The organism is Sinosporangium siamense (assembly GCF_016863435.1).
Taxonomy (GTDB): Bacteria; Actinomycetota; Actinomycetes; order Streptosporangiales; family Streptosporangiaceae; genus Sinosporangium; species Sinosporangium siamense.
Map to the genome: position 1 here is coordinate 207569 of NZ_BOOW01000018.1, position 13662 is coordinate 221230.

Annotated in this window: 13 protein-coding genes; 12 read left to right on the forward strand and 1 reads right to left on the reverse strand. The window is 69.7% G+C overall.

What is annotated here, in order from left to right; genetic code table 11:
* Positions 1 to 30: 30 nt before the first annotated feature.
* On the forward strand, positions 31 to 1644 hold the full coding sequence (locus Ssi02_RS14230; RefSeq protein ID WP_204025671.1) for a hypothetical protein: 1614 nt from the start codon (positions 31 to 33) through the stop codon (positions 1642 to 1644).
* Positions 1645 to 1833: 189 nt separating this feature from the next.
* Positions 1834 to 2640: a bifunctional hydroxymethylpyrimidine kinase/phosphomethylpyrimidine kinase gene (gene thiD, locus Ssi02_RS14235; protein WP_204025674.1), complete on the forward strand. Its 807-nt coding sequence runs from the start codon at positions 1834 to 1836 to the stop codon at positions 2638 to 2640.
* A 391-nt stretch (positions 2641 to 3031) separates the two neighbouring features.
* Here thiD and rpmB read toward each other — a convergent pair whose 3' ends face one another.
* Entirely contained in the window at positions 3032 to 3217 is a 186-nt protein-coding gene (gene rpmB / locus Ssi02_RS14240) for a 50S ribosomal protein L28 (protein WP_204025676.1), read from the reverse strand.
* A 189-nt stretch (positions 3218 to 3406) separates the two neighbouring features.
* Here rpmB and fakA point away from each other — a divergent pair, with 189 nt between their 5' ends.
* The 10 genes from fakA to Ssi02_RS38710 all read left to right on the forward strand — a co-directional run bounded on the left by fakA (position 3407) and on the right by Ssi02_RS38710 (position 12912).
* Positions 3407 to 4978: a DAK2 domain-containing protein gene (fakA, locus tag Ssi02_RS14245; protein ID WP_204025678.1), complete on the forward strand. Its 1572-nt coding sequence runs from the start codon at positions 3407 to 3409 to the stop codon at positions 4976 to 4978.
* 71 nt (positions 4979 to 5049) lie between these two features.
* Entirely contained in the window at positions 5050 to 7221 is a 2172-nt protein-coding gene (recG, locus tag Ssi02_RS14250) for an ATP-dependent DNA helicase RecG (protein ID WP_204025680.1), read from the forward strand.
* Between the two features lie 1239 nt (positions 7222 to 8460).
* Positions 8461 to 9030, forward strand: coding sequence for a 16S rRNA (guanine(966)-N(2))-methyltransferase RsmD (gene rsmD / locus Ssi02_RS14255; RefSeq protein ID WP_204025681.1), 570 nt, complete (start codon positions 8461 to 8463; stop codon positions 9028 to 9030).
* A gap of 16 nt (positions 9031 to 9046) precedes the next feature.
* Complete coding sequence (gene coaD / locus Ssi02_RS14260) at positions 9047 to 9523, forward strand: pantetheine-phosphate adenylyltransferase (protein WP_204025682.1); 477 nt, start codon at positions 9047 to 9049, stop codon at positions 9521 to 9523.
* 121 nt (positions 9524 to 9644) lie between these two features.
* Complete coding sequence (locus Ssi02_RS14265; protein WP_204025683.1) at positions 9645 to 10199, forward strand: YceD family protein; 555 nt, start codon at positions 9645 to 9647, stop codon at positions 10197 to 10199.
* 1 nt (position 10200) lies between these two features.
* A complete protein-coding gene (gene rpmF / locus Ssi02_RS14270) occupies positions 10201 to 10380 on the forward strand; it encodes a 50S ribosomal protein L32 (RefSeq protein WP_093171209.1) in 180 nt (59 codons plus the stop codon).
* Between the two features lie 246 nt (positions 10381 to 10626).
* Positions 10627 to 11367: a ribonuclease III gene (rnc, locus tag Ssi02_RS14275; RefSeq protein ID WP_204025684.1), complete on the forward strand. Its 741-nt coding sequence runs from the start codon at positions 10627 to 10629 to the stop codon at positions 11365 to 11367.
* 5 nt (positions 11368 to 11372) lie between these two features.
* On the forward strand, positions 11373 to 12254 hold the full coding sequence (mutM, locus tag Ssi02_RS14280; RefSeq protein WP_204025686.1) for a bifunctional DNA-formamidopyrimidine glycosylase/DNA-(apurinic or apyrimidinic site) lyase: 882 nt from the start codon (positions 11373 to 11375) through the stop codon (positions 12252 to 12254).
* Positions 12251 to 12529 carry an acylphosphatase gene (locus Ssi02_RS14285; RefSeq protein ID WP_204025687.1) on the forward strand — a complete coding sequence of 93 codons (279 nt, stop codon included), beginning with the start codon at positions 12251 to 12253 and terminating at the stop codon, positions 12527 to 12529. Before mutM ends, Ssi02_RS14285 begins: the two co-directional genes overlap by 4 nt.
* Before the next feature lie 188 nt (positions 12530 to 12717).
* Entirely contained in the window at positions 12718 to 12912 is a 195-nt protein-coding gene (locus Ssi02_RS38710; RefSeq protein WP_239128902.1) for a hypothetical protein, read from the forward strand.
* Positions 12913 to 13662: the final 750 nt, after the last annotated feature.

Consider the following 13662-nt stretch of genomic DNA (forward strand, 5'->3'; position numbering starts at 1 on the left):
CAGTCCGGTGAATCCACTCAAATGTGGCCGATGCCTGATGACAACTGGCAACCGTCCGGGCCCATGCCCGACGACCTCAACAAGACGGGCGGCTGGTGGCCGGCGCCGCCGCCTCCGGCGGAGGCGCCGCCTCCGGCGGAGGCGCCGGCGCCGCACACCTGGGCGTCCCAGGACATGCTCGATCCGCAGTCGCAATCCAGCGCCGCACCGGGGGCGCCGGGCGGTCCGGACAGCACGCGTCATAGCGACGTGTTCGACACCCGTCCCAAGGAGCCGCCCGGCGAGCGGCTCGACGACGTGTTCTCCACTCGCCACAAAGAGCCGCGTAACGACCGGCTCGACGACGTGTTCGCCACCCGTCACAAAGATCCGCTCAGCGACCCCCTCGACACCCGCCAGCACGATGTGCGCGACGAAGAGCCGAGCTGGGCGCAGACCGGGGCGATCGCGATGCCGCCGGACGCCTTCGCGGCGGAGCCCCCCAAAGCCGACCAGCCGGAGGTCGAGCCGAGCTGGGCGCAGACCGGCGCCATCGCGATGCCGCCGGACGCCTTCCAGAACGATCCGCGTACGGCCGACGCCACCCAGATCCAGAACCCTCCCGGCGGCGGGGACCCCGGGGCGACCCAGGGCTGGCCGCTGCCGCCCGAGCAGTCGCAGACCAGCGTCCTCGGCGCCCCCGTCTGGCCGCCCGCCCCCAAGGACGCGCCGGCCGGCGGCGTGCCCGGCGCGGAAGAGCGCACCGGCTTCCTCGCCGCCGGATGGTCGCAGGACGCCGAAGAGGACAACGATCGCCCACGCCGGCGCCGCCGCGCCTCGGGCGGCGGGGGAGACGACGGGGCCGAGCCGCGCCGCCGCAATATGAAGCTCCCCCTCATCGCCGCCGCGGCCGCCGTGATCGTGGTGGGCGGCACCGTGCTCGGGGTGAACCTGATGTCCGGATCCGGGCAGGCCGCCAACGAGTGCACCACGGGAGCCAACTGCGCGGCGACCGCGCCCGCGTCCCCGGCCTCCTCCGGCGACACGACCGAACCCCTCGAAGAGGACGAACCCCTCCCCGAGGAGACCGGTGAGGCGGAACCCGAACCGTCGGCCCCGGCGGAGGACCCTCCGCCGACCACGAGGAACGCCCCGCCTCCCCAGCCCGTGCCCGTGCGCAAACCCACGCCCACCAAGGCACCCAAACCGGAGCGCCAGGAAGAGCCGCCGCCGGACCCCGAACCCGAGCCTGAGATCACCGACGAGCCCACGCCGACTCCGACGGAATCCGAGGTGGTGATCAGCCACTCGCCCAACCCCGGGCACCCGGAGCCGTCCAGTTCGGTGCTGTCGATGCAGTCGGGCGGGTCCATGCGCATCGGCTACGGGGTGGTGAACCAGTCGTCGGCCGACTACACCGCCGCGCTGGTGATCGTGAACCAGTCGAGGACGGCGCTCCCGAGCTGGCGCGTCAGCCTGCCGGTGACCGCCGAGGTGGCCAACGTCAACGGCGGCGTATGGCAGCAGCAGAACGACATGCTGACCATCACCGGCCCCCGCGCCCTTCGGGCCGGCGAGGAGATGGTGATCACGTTCACGGCCAACGGCGTGGAGTCCCGTCCGGAGAGCTGCCGCCTGACCGGCGGGGAGTGCTCGATCGGGTAGCGGGCGACGGCCGGGAGCTCCGGTGCTCACGGCGTGGGCGTTGAGGGGTGCCGCCAGGCTTCCCGGTGCCGGAGGTACGGATCGGACCCCGGCATCGTTTGTGAGCGCGGACCGGCGGCCGGGGGTGCGCCGGCTCGGGCAGAGGTCCCGGTGGCCGGGTTTGGGTCCTATGCCTGGTTGGATGGGGACATGACCGTTGTGACTCCCCCTCTGGTGCTGACCGTCGCGGGCTCGGACTCCGGTGGAGGTGCCGGCATCCAGGCCGACCTCAAGACCATGCTCGCCCTCGGCGTGCACGGCATGAGCGTGATCGCCGCCGTCACCGCCCAGAACTCCCTCGGCGTGCAGGGTTACTGGGAACTCCCTGAGGAGGCGGTCAAAGCCCAGCTCGATTCCGTGCTGGGTGACATCGGTGTGCACGCCGTCAAGACCGGCATGCTCGCGTCCCCGGCACTGGTCGAGACCGTCTCCGCGGCCCTCGCCGGCGTGGACGCGCCGATCGTGGTCGACCCGGTCGGGGTGTCCAAACACGGCGACAGCCTGCTCGCTCCCGAGGCCGTGGAGACCGTCAAGGCGAAACTGCTGCCCGTGGCGACCGTCGTCACCCCCAATCTGTGGGAGGTGGCCCAGCTCACCGGCGTGAAGGTGGCGGACGAACGCCATATGCGCCGGGCCGCCGACGCCATGCTCGCTCTCGGTGCCCGCTGGGCCCTGATCAAGGGGGGCCACCTGCCCGGGGCTCCCGTGGACCTGCTGACCGACGGCTCCGCCGTACACACCTTCGGGGCACCGCGCCACAACAACCGCCACACCCACGGCACGGGCTGCACCCTGGCCTCGGCCATCGCCTCCTACCTGGCACTGGGCCACGAGGTGCCTGAGGCGGTTCGCCTGGCCAAGGAATATGTCACCGGGGCCATCGCCCACGGCTTCCCTCTGGGCGCCGGCATCGGCCCGGTGGACCACGGCTGGCGCCGGCGCTCCGAGCCCGCCTAGAGGCCGTCCCGCACCCCCGCCCTGCGGGTTGACTTCAGCCTCCGTCTGCGGCGGGCTCTCCGGCGGCGCTGGGCGTGCTGACGACGGCCCAGCCGGCGCAGGGCGTCCTCGGACGGTGGCCCCGGTTCCACGGCGTACAGCCCGAACGTCTGGTCGAGGTCTCCCAGGGGAGCGCCTGCGGGGTGCGGCCTAAGGAGAGCCTGCGCTTACGTTGGCTGAGAGCGGTCGCCGGACCGCGTCCTGTGTGACCCGGGCGGTAGCCGTACCCCTCGCATATGCGAAAACGCGACAGCCCGGCACCTCGGCATGTGGGTCCGAGGTGAACCCACATGAAGGAACCGGGCTGTCGCGAAAGCGCTTGGCGTTGGCCTGCGCGGTGGATCAGCCGGGACTAGCGGCTGACCTTGCCCGCCTTGATGCAGGACGTGCACACCTGGAGACGCTTGGGCGTGCCGCCGATCTTGGCCCGCACCGTCTGGATGTTGGGGTTCCAGCGGCGACGGGTGCGGCGGTGCGAGTGCGAGATGTTGTTGCCGAAGGTCGGCCCCTTGCCGCAGACGTCGCAAACGGAAGCCACGGTATCGCTCCTTAGATCAGTCGATAGCCCGATCCGCAGCCTCTGCAGGGCGTCATCGGGCAGGCCGGGACAACCGGCTGGCCACACGAGAATATCCGATGCCCGCGAGTGCACGCCACGCAAGACGTTCCGAGGGCACGGACGTGGATAATCTCCTCACACAACCGTAGCGCATCGAGGAGGACTGGCATGCTGCAGGTGCTCGATCCGCCTGCGGTGCGGCGTTGGTCCAAATTGTCGGCTGAAATTCTCGGCAAGGCCAGGGCGGAGATCGACGCGCTCAACGTGTTCCCCGTGCCCGACGGCGACACCGGGACCAATCTTCACCTCACGATGTTGTCGGCTGCCGAGGCCATCGACGCGCTGCCCGACGAGGTCGGTGCGGATGTCATATGGCAGACCCTCGCCTACGGCGCCATGGTCGGCGCGCGCGGCAACTCCGGTGTGATCGTCAGCCAGGCGCTGCGAGGCATGGCCGAGGTGTTCAGGTCCGCGCCGGGTGGGGGCGACGATCTGCGGCAAGGGCTTGTACGCGCGGCCGAGCTGGCCAGGGGCGCGGTGGCGAGGCCGGTCGAGGGCACGGTGCTGAGCGTGTTGACCGCGGTGGCCGGCGCCGTGCTCCAGGGCGGCGGGCAGGCGCTGGCCGGCGTGGCGAGCCAGGCCGCGCGAGAGGCGCGGGCCGCTCTGTCGCGCACCCCCGAGCAGCTCGACGTGCTGGCACGCAGCGGTGTGGTGGACGCGGGCGGCGCGGGGTTCGCGCTGATCCTGGAGGCGCTGGTGGCCGTGGTGACGGGTGCGTCCCCGGCGCGGTTCGATGTGCCGGCCCCGGCGGCCAGGGTTGTGCCCGCGGAGGTGCCGGGCGGGCCCGCCTACGAGGTCATGTACCTCCTCGACGCCGACGACAGGAGCGTCGCGGCGTTGCGGGCGGAGCTGGACGGACTCGGCGATTCGCTGGTGGTGGTCGGCGGCGACGGCCTGTGGAACGTTCACGTGCATGTGGACGACGCCGGAGCCGCCGTCGAGGCGGGCCTGCGCGCCGGGCGCCCCCACCGCATCAAGGTCACCTATCTCGCCTCGCCCGCCCGTGTGCACCCGGCCCGCACCGGCAGGGGTGTGGTGGCGGTGGCGGCGGGGGAGGGCCTCGCTGGGCTGTTCGAGCAGGCCGGCGCCGTCGTCGTCCGCCGCGAACCCGGCGGCGCCCCACCCATGCCCGCCGTGTTGTCCGCCGTCCAGAGCGCCGGCACGGAGGTCGCGGTCCTGCCCAACGACGTCGGCGCCCGCGAGATCGCCCTGGCCGCCGCCGAGATCGCCCGCGAGAGGGGCCTCACCGTCAGTGTGCTCCCGACCAAGTCGTCGGTGCAGGGTTTGGCGGCTCTCGCCGTACACGACCCGCTTCGCCGCTTCGACGACGACGTGGTGGCCATGACCGACGCCGCCGGGCACACCCGCGCGGGCCACGTCTGGGTCGCCGACCGCGAGGCGATGACGAGCGCCGGCCTGTGCCGCCCCGGCGACGTGCTCGGGGTGGTCGACGGCGACGTCGCCGTGATCGGTACGGCTGTCGCCGACACGGCGACCGAGATCACCGCCCGCATGCTGACCCCGGCGAGCGAGCTGGTGACCTTGCTGACCGGCGAGAACGCCTCCCCGGCGCTGGTCGAGGCCGTGCGCGCCGACCTCGCGCTGCGGCGCCCCGACGTCGAGGTGGTGGTGTTCCAAGGGGGACAAGGGGGCTATCCGCTGCTCATCGGGGTCGAATAACCGGCGCCTTCTCGCGGCGCCCGGGCCGGAAACGCCGACACTGTCGGAGGCAGACGGTAGAACTGAGTGGTGTGAGCCGCTTCGACGAGCCGCTGGCCAAAGCGCTGGACCCTAAGACGGCCAAACTACTTGAGACCGTGCTCGACCTGACCACGGTCGGCGATCTGCTGCGTCACTACCCGCGGCGATATGCCGAGCGGGGCGAGCTGACCTCGATCGACGCCCTTGAGGTCGACGAGCACGCCACCATCGTGGGCGAGGTGACCCGGGTCATGCGCAAGCCGATGCGCAACCGCGGCGGCACCTGGCTTGAGGTCGAAGTGGTCGACGGCTCGCGCAACAAGATCTATCTCGCCTTCTTCGGCAAGACCTCCCACGTCGCCGAGTCCCGCCTCAAGCCCGGCAGGCGGGGCATGTTCGCCGGCAAGGTGGGGGCCTTCGGCCGGTCGGACAAGCCCCGGTGGCAGCTCGCCCATCCCGACTTCGAGTTGTTCGACGACACCGAGGACTCGGCGGAGGAGTTCGCGGCGACCCCCGTGCCCATCTACCCCGCGGGCAAGGACATCACGCCGTGGGCCATCCGCCGCGCCGTCGGCCTCGTGCTCGACACGCTCGGCCCGCTCGACGACCCCCTCCCCGCCGCGCTCCGCGGCCGCCACAAGCTGCCCGGCCTCGCCGAGGCCCTCGTGGCCGTCCACCGGCCCAAGGACTTCGCCGATGTGAAGCGGGCGCAAAAGCGGCTCAAGTTCGACGAGGCGTTCGTGCTGCAGTCGGTGCTCGTGCGCCGCCGCCTCGCCGCCGGACGGCTGCCCGCCAAGCCCAGGCCACGCGCCGAGGCGGGCGTGCTCGCGGCTTTCGACGGGGCTCTGCCGTTCCAGCTGACCGACGGCCAGCACGAGGTCGGCGAGGAGATCGCGGCCGACCTCGCCACCGCCCACCCGATGCACCGCCTCCTCCAGGGCGAGGTCGGCGCGGGCAAGACCGTGGTCGCGCTGCGGGCCATGCTCCAGGTCGTCGACGCCGGGGGGCAGGCCGCGCTGCTCGCCCCCACCGAGGTCCTCGCCCAGCAGCACCACCGGTCCATCACCTCGATGCTCGGCGAGCTGGCGGGCGGCGGCATGTTCGGCGGCACGCGGGTGACGCTGCTCACCGGTTCGATGCCCAAGCCGGTCAGGGCCGCGGCCATGCTGGAGGCCGCCTCCGGTGACGCCGGCATCGTGGTCGGCACCCACGCGCTGCTGCAAGACCAGATGCAGTTCCAAGACCTCGGCCTGGTGGTGGTGGACGAGCAGCACCGCTTCGGCGTCGAGCAGCGCGACGCGCTGCGCGCCAAGGCCGGTGACGGCAGGCCGCATGTGCTGGTGATGACGGCCACCCCCATCCCGCGCACGGTCGCCATGACCGTGTTCGGCGACCTTGAGGTGTCCACGCTCTCCCAGCTTCCCGCCGGTCGCGCGCCCATCTCCACACACGTGGTGCCCGCCGCCGACAAGCCGCACTACCTTGAGCGGGCCTGGGAGCGGGTGCGTGAGGAGGTCGGCCTCGGCCGCCAGGTCTACGTCGTGTGTCCCCGCATCGGCGACCAGGAGGGCGACGAGGGCGACCTCGACGCGCCCGGCGACGAGCGCCGCCCGCCGCTGTCGGTCACCGAGGTCGCCGCCGTCCTCACCCAGGGGCCCCTCGCGGGGCTGCGGCTGGCGATCCTGCACGGCAAGCTTCCCCCCGAGGAGAAGGACGCGGTCATGCGTTCCTTCGCCAAGGGCGACCTGGACGTCCTCGTGGCCACGACCGTGATCGAGGTGGGCGTCGACGTGCCCAACTCGTCGGTCATGGTCATCATGGACGCCGACCGTTTCGGGGTCTCCCAGCTCCATCAGCTCCGCGGCCGCGTCGGCCGGGGCGGGCTTCCCGGGCTCTGCCTGCTCGTCACGGAGTTCCCCGCGGGCACCCCGGCCCGCGGCAGGCTCGACGCCGTGGCGGCGACCCTGGACGGCTTCGAGCTGTCCCGCGTCGACCTTGAGGCCCGGCGCGAGGGCGACGTGCTCGGCGTCGCCCAGTCGGGGCGCAGGTCGTCGCTCAAGATGCTGCAACTGCTGCGCGACGAGGACGTCATCGTCTCCGCCCGCGAAGAGGCCGTCCAGCTCCTCACCGAGGACCCCGACCTGACTGCCCACCCCGCCCTCAACATGGAGATCGACCGACTGCTGGGGGACCAGAAGGCGGAGTTCCTGGATAAGACCTGACCCGGCCCGTCCCCCGGCCCTAGACGCGAGTACGGCACGGGCCCACGGCCACGCTTTTGAGCTCGGTTGGACGTGAGGACCGCGTTCTCAGGCTCGGTTGGACGTGAGCGTGGAGGCCCCGTCCCTGGGCTCGCTCCAGCGAGAAGACCGCGTCCTCGAGCCTCCGATCTCGCAGTTGCCCGGCTTGGGCGCGCGGCGAGTGGGTGGTGCGGGCCGATCTCAGCCGGAAGGCCACACCCCTGGGCTCAAACCTGGCCTTCGGTCCCGCAGCCCTTCGACTTGCGCGGCTGGGCAGTGCGGGTCGGCCGGGCCCTTCCCTGGGGCCGGACGTCACCGCGCTGCCGAGGTCGGGATGGATCACGTCGTGCCCGTCGAACTCCGACCCGGACCCGAAGGTCATCGGCCCGGCCCACGCGGCGTGCGTCCCCATCCCAGCCGTGCCACCTTCCTGGCTTTCGGCGCTCCGAGGGCGCAGCCGGGGGCCTTGGGAGTGGCGACCGAGGGGGTGGCGACCAGGCATTCGGTAGGCCTGCGGTGGAGGCGATCAGGGCCGCCGTCGGCCTGGGACGTGTTTTCAGGCGCGGAGTACGGCAGAGCCTGGCATGTCGACCGGCTGAAGGCGTGCTGTGTGGCGGCTCGCGGGTTGGAAGTGGGTGGCGGGGGCGTCCGGGCTGGGACAGACAGTGCCGTGTCGGCGGGTTGAGCGGGTGCTGTGTGGCGGCTCGTTGGGTGGAGGGCGCGCCGAGGTGAGAGAGGGCCGGATCGGGGGCTGAGAAGTGTTGTGCCGCCGCTCGCCTCCCGGAAGTGGACGCGGGGCATGGAGCAACCCGCCGGAAACGTGTGAGGCGTGGCGCATAACGCGTATGGCGACGCGCGTAAGGAATGACCCAGGGCCCAGCCACGGGACGGCCTCCCCCCGAATGCCGTCCCCGGCTGGGCCCACCCTCGGGTCAGGTGCCGAGGGCACCGGTGTGCGGAAGGGCTCACGATCACACCGGTCGGCCTTCCCCTGGGTCACCTTGAAGGCCGCAGAACCCATCATGCGGGTCGGTCTCGGCGATCGGAACGACCCTTACACATTCGTCGCCGACACTTGCTGACTCTTGACTCGATCTACGGTGCGGAGAGGGGTGGCCGGGTCTCTTCACCCCTTCTGGCCAGGGATTTTCCCGTCCGGAGGTAGGGGGAGGCGAGGGTGGGGGCGGCTTTGCGTGGTGGTGGGCGGGTCACAATGGAGCTGTGACACGAGTGATCGCGGGGACTGCGGGTGGGCGTCGGCTGGGGGTGCCGCCGGGGAGGGGCACGCGGCCGACGAGTGATCGCACCAGGGAGGGCTTGTTCTCCACGGTGGGCTCGCTCGTCGGTCCGTTGACCGGGCTGCGGGTGCTCGATCTTTACGCGGGGTCGGGGGCTGTCGGGCTGGAGGCGCTCTCGCGGGGGGCGGCGCACGCCACGTTGGTCGAGTCCGACGCCAAGGCGGTGCGCACGATCAGGGCCAATGTGGCCTCTCTCGGGCTGCCCGGGGCGGAGGTGCTGGCCGACCGGGTCGAGCGGGTGGTGGCCAAGCCGTGTGCTGAGCCGTACGACTTCGTGTTCGCCGATCCGCCCTATGCGGTGGGCGATGGGGCCGTGAAGGCGGTGCTGGAGGCGTTGATCTCGCGGGGATGGCTCAGTGAGGCGGCGCTGGTGGCGGTAGAGCGGGAAAGTCGAGGGGATGACCTTATATGGCCTTTTGGGCTGTGTGAGGAGAGGGTCCGTCGATACGGTGAAGCGGCCGTTTGGTACGGTCGCGCCGCCGAGAACCCTTAGAACCTGGGGGTGCGCTTTGCGCCGCGTTGTCTGCCCGGGGTCGTTCGACCCTGTCACAAACGGTCATCTCGACATCATCGGCCGGGCCTCCCGGCTGTACGACGAGGTGGTCGTCGCCGTACTGATCAATATCGAGAAGAACAGCCTGTTCACCGTCGAAGAGCGCATTGAGATGCTCACGGCTGTGACGAAGGAATACGGCAACGTGAAGGTCGACAAGTTTCACGGGCTTCTCGTTGACTACTGCCGTCACCACGAGATTCCGGCGATCGTGAAGGGCCTGCGGGCGATCAGCGACTTCGACTACGAGTTGCAGATGGCTCAGCTCAACTACCGGATGTCCGGGGTGGAGACGCTCTTTATGTCCACCAACCCGGAGTACTCCTTCCTCTCGTCCAGCCGGATCAAGGAGATCACCAGGTACGGTGGGGATGTGACGGGTTTGGTCCCCGACCTGGTCCATCAACTGCTGGTGGAGCGCCTGCGGGGATGATCACCGCCTGGGGGCCGTGGCTCTGGCGTTGAGGGGCGAAGTCGGGCCGCTCAATCACTGGTAGTATTCAGCTTCGGCCTTGCACGACGGTGATGATTCGCCATGCCTAGCGAGAAGCAGGATGAGCCCGCACAACCTTGACCCCCGCGCCCCCTGGGTGCTCTCGACCCACGAGTTGGGTCGACGGCCTGGGTCGATGTTGCGTAAGCGCCTGTCGCTCCCGGCGCCGGCGGATCTCGGTGTCGAAATGATCGGCGTCCCCAAAGACGCCGAGGTCGAGTTGGACATCCGGCTTGAAGCAGTCATGGAGGGCGTGCTCATCACGGGCACGGCGCACACCCCGTTGTCCGGGGAGTGCGCGCGGTGCCTGGATTCGCTGACCTCGGAGCTTGAGGTCGACTTCCAGGAGTTGTTCTTCTACTCGGCGGAAGAGACCACCGAGGAAGACCTGCTGCTCGACGGATACCTTCTCGACCTTGAGCCTGTGTTCCGCGACGCGGTGGTGCTTGTGCTGCCGCTGCGACCCCTGTGCGACGACGCTTGCCCGGGGCTCTGCGTGGAATGCGGGGTCAAGCTGGCTGAAGCCGGCCCCGACCACGGGCACGAGGTGCTCGACCCCCGTTGGGCCGCGCTGCAGGGTCTTGTAACCGATAACAACAAAGATCAGGAGGGCTGACGTGGCCGTCCCCAAGCGGAAGATGTCGCGGAGCAACACTCGCTCCCGCCGCGCGCAGTGGAAGACCGCCGCGGTCTCGCTCGTGAGCTGCCCCCAGTGCCGCTCGCCTAAGCGGCCGCACCAGGCGTGCCTCAACTGCGGCACTTACAACCGTCGGCAGGTCATCGAGCCGTCGGCCTGATCACGCTGAGAGCTGACGGGATGCCGACCGGGGAAATGCGCAAAAGCGCACCGGTCGGCGTTACCGTTTGAGAGGTTCACGCGGTGGCGGCCGGCCCGCGGCCGTGGTGGACGCCGGGGTCTGCCGCAGAACTCCCGGCGCCCACCACGTTCTCGGGCATCGTTCTCGATCCCTACGCCATCGCGCTCCGCTAGGAAAGATCATGCGGGTCTATAGGGATTTGCGGCAGATGCCCTAGGAGGAGACATGGGCGCAGCACCGAAGCCGGTGGCCGTGGAGGTCGCCAGGGACGAGTTGGAGCGGGTCCTCGGTGTCGGTCTTGACACCGACATTCTCGAGCGAGCGCTGACACACAGATCGTTCGCCTACGAAAACGGTGGTCTGCCCACCAACGAGCGCCTGGAGTTCCTGGGCGACTCAGTGCTGGGCCTTGTGGTCACCGACACTCTTTATCGCAACCACCCCGATCTGCCCGAGGGGCAGCTCGCCAAACTCCGCGCCGCCGTGGTCAACATGCGCGCGCTCGCCGATGTGGCCCGCACCCTCGGCCTTGGGCGTTTCCTGCGCCTCGGCCGCGGCGAGGAGGGCACAGGCGGCAGGGACAAGTCATCGATTCTCGCCGACACCCTCGAAGCCCTCATCGGAACGGTCTATGTGGACAAGGGCCTAGATGAGGCCTTCCGCATCGTCCACATGCTCTTTGACCCGCTAATCACGCGTTCGGCCTCTCTGGGAGCCGGTCTCGACTGGAAGACCTCCCTTCAGGAGCTGACGGCCTCCGAGACGCTCGGCGTCCCCGAATACCACGTCAACGAGAGCGGCCCCGACCACGCCAAGTCGTTCGTCGCGGTCGTCGTGGTCGGCGGGGAGGAATACGGTTCGGGTTCGGGCCGTAGCAAGAAGGAAGCCGAGCAGCAGGCCGCCGAGGCCGCCTGGACCCGCATCCGCGCCGCCAGAGACGAGCGCCTGAGCTCCACCGCAGGCTGAGGACGATGCCCGAGCTGCCCGAGGTCGAGGTCGTGCGCCGGGGGCTGGCCCGCTGGGTCGCCGGCCGTGAGATCGCCGAGGTCGAGGTGCTCCACCCGCGCGCCGTGCGCAGACACCTGCCCGGCGCGCGTGAGTTCGAGGCGCGCCTGTCCGGGCGGGTGATCTCCTCGGCTGAGCGCCGGGGCAAATATCTCTGGCTGCCCGTCGGCGACGACAGCTCGATGATCGCCCACCTGGGCATGAGCGGGCAGCTCCTCGTCGTGCCGCCGTCCGCGCCGCCCGAGCGCCACCTGCGGGTGCGTCTGAGCTTCGCCGACGGCGGGCCCGACCTGCGCTTCGTCGATCAGCGCACCTTCGGCCACCTCATGCTCGCCGATCTTGTACGGCTGCCGCCTGCCCGCACCGTTCCAGAGCCGATCTGGCACATCGCGCCCGATCCGCTGGAGGAGCTGTTCGACGACCGGCTGTTCGCGCGGCGGTTGCGCGCCAAGCGCACCGAGATCAAGCGGGCGCTGCTCGACCAGTCGCTGATCAGTGGCGTGGGCAACATCTACGCCGACGAGGCTTTGTGGCGTGCCAAACTGCACGGCACACGGGAGGCGGACTCGCTCACGGGTTCGAAGACCGCCGAGTTGCTGGCGGCCGTCCGCGACGTCATGAACGAGGCGCTGGATCAGGGTGGCACATCTTTCGACAGTCTTTACGTCAACGTCAACGGGGAGAGCGGTTACTTTGACAGATCGTTGGCGGTCTACGGCCGCAAGGATCTCCCGTGCTCCCGGTGCGGCACTGCGGTCACCAGGGAGCCGTTCATGAACCGCTCGTCCTACAGCTGTCCGCGCTGCCAGCCCAGGCCCAGGGTGAGACGCCCGGCGGGGCGGCTGTGAGCGACGAGGTGCGCCTCACCGCCTGGGTGCGGGGACACGTGCAGGGCGTGGGGTTCCGGTGGTGGACGAGGGCCAGAGCGCTCGAACTGGGGCTCGTGGGGTGGGCCAGGAACACCAATGACGGCCGGGTCGAGGTCGTGGCAGAAGGGACCCGTGAGGCGTGTGTCAAGCTGCTTGAGCTGCTCAGAGGTTGCGGCACCCCGGGCCGGGTCGATGGAGTTGTCGAACGTTGGGGTGAAGCACGAGGTAGTTTGACCGGCTTCATAGAACGTTAGGGGTCACCATAACACTCTAAATGGGGTATATTGGTGCGTCGGGAGTGCCCTCCGGTCCATCTATGCGGTGCGGTCAACTTGACCGCCCGTGCGACCGGTGCGACTCTTGATAAGTACCACGCGCACCCCTCCCGCGGCATAAGAGTGCGCGAACCAGTCTGGTCACTCAGCGTGGAGGACCCTTTACCATGGCGAAGGCTCTACTCGGCCACGTCGGCGGTCCTGACCCTCGGATGGTCTCGGAAATGCGCCGTCTCCAACAGCGAATCCGGGATCTAGAGGCAGAGCTCATTAGGCTCCAGGCGCAGAATGACGCTCTCGTCGCAGATAGTCGCGACGATGCGTTCACTCGCCTGCAGGAACGCGAGCCGGCCCTCACCTGAGCGGTCGGAGGCAACTTGCCCAAGGGCGCCTTGAGGCGCCCTTGTCATATCTCTTAATAAAGTAACTCCTGCCGTAATCTGAGGACATATTTCGGGACGCCCAACCTCGGATGGATCCGTGATTTTATGTAATCAAGGGTTAATTTTTGCCCGGGATACTGCGGCATTTGCTACTTGAGCGGCCTTGCGGGTCGTGAACCGGTGGCGCTGAGCCAAGCGCCCTCGGTGACGAGCCCTCCAGGCCGATCCGTCACGCCCCGGCGCCCGTCGGCCACCTCCGGCCGGTGGGCTCGTGGCCTTACCCCCACCGCACACACTCCCGCCCCGACCAACCACCCTGTACGGCATAAGCCGCACACCTGGCGTCGGGGCACTTTGACGAGCAACGTGCGGAACCGCTCACCAGCGCCCCGCGCTGGACGCCGGCACCGACCCCACGCCCTCGTGGGGTCGGAAGGTCCGGCCCTCCTGGTCACTCGCGGCCTACCCGGTTGTCTGGGTCACACCTGCTCGTCTGCGCCCTACCCGGTCATCGGCGGAGCTGCGCCCCACCTGGTTCCCGGGGTCGCGCCTGGTCGTCCACGCTCCACCCGGTCATCTGCGAATCTGTGCCCCACCCCGTTGTCGGGGTCGCGCCTGGTTCACATGTGCCGCACCCGCTTCTCTGTGGCACGCCTGGTCATCTGCGCCCCACCCGGTTGAGTCCGGTCACGTCCGACCTTCTTCCCCTCGGTCTCGCGTCGCTTCCCG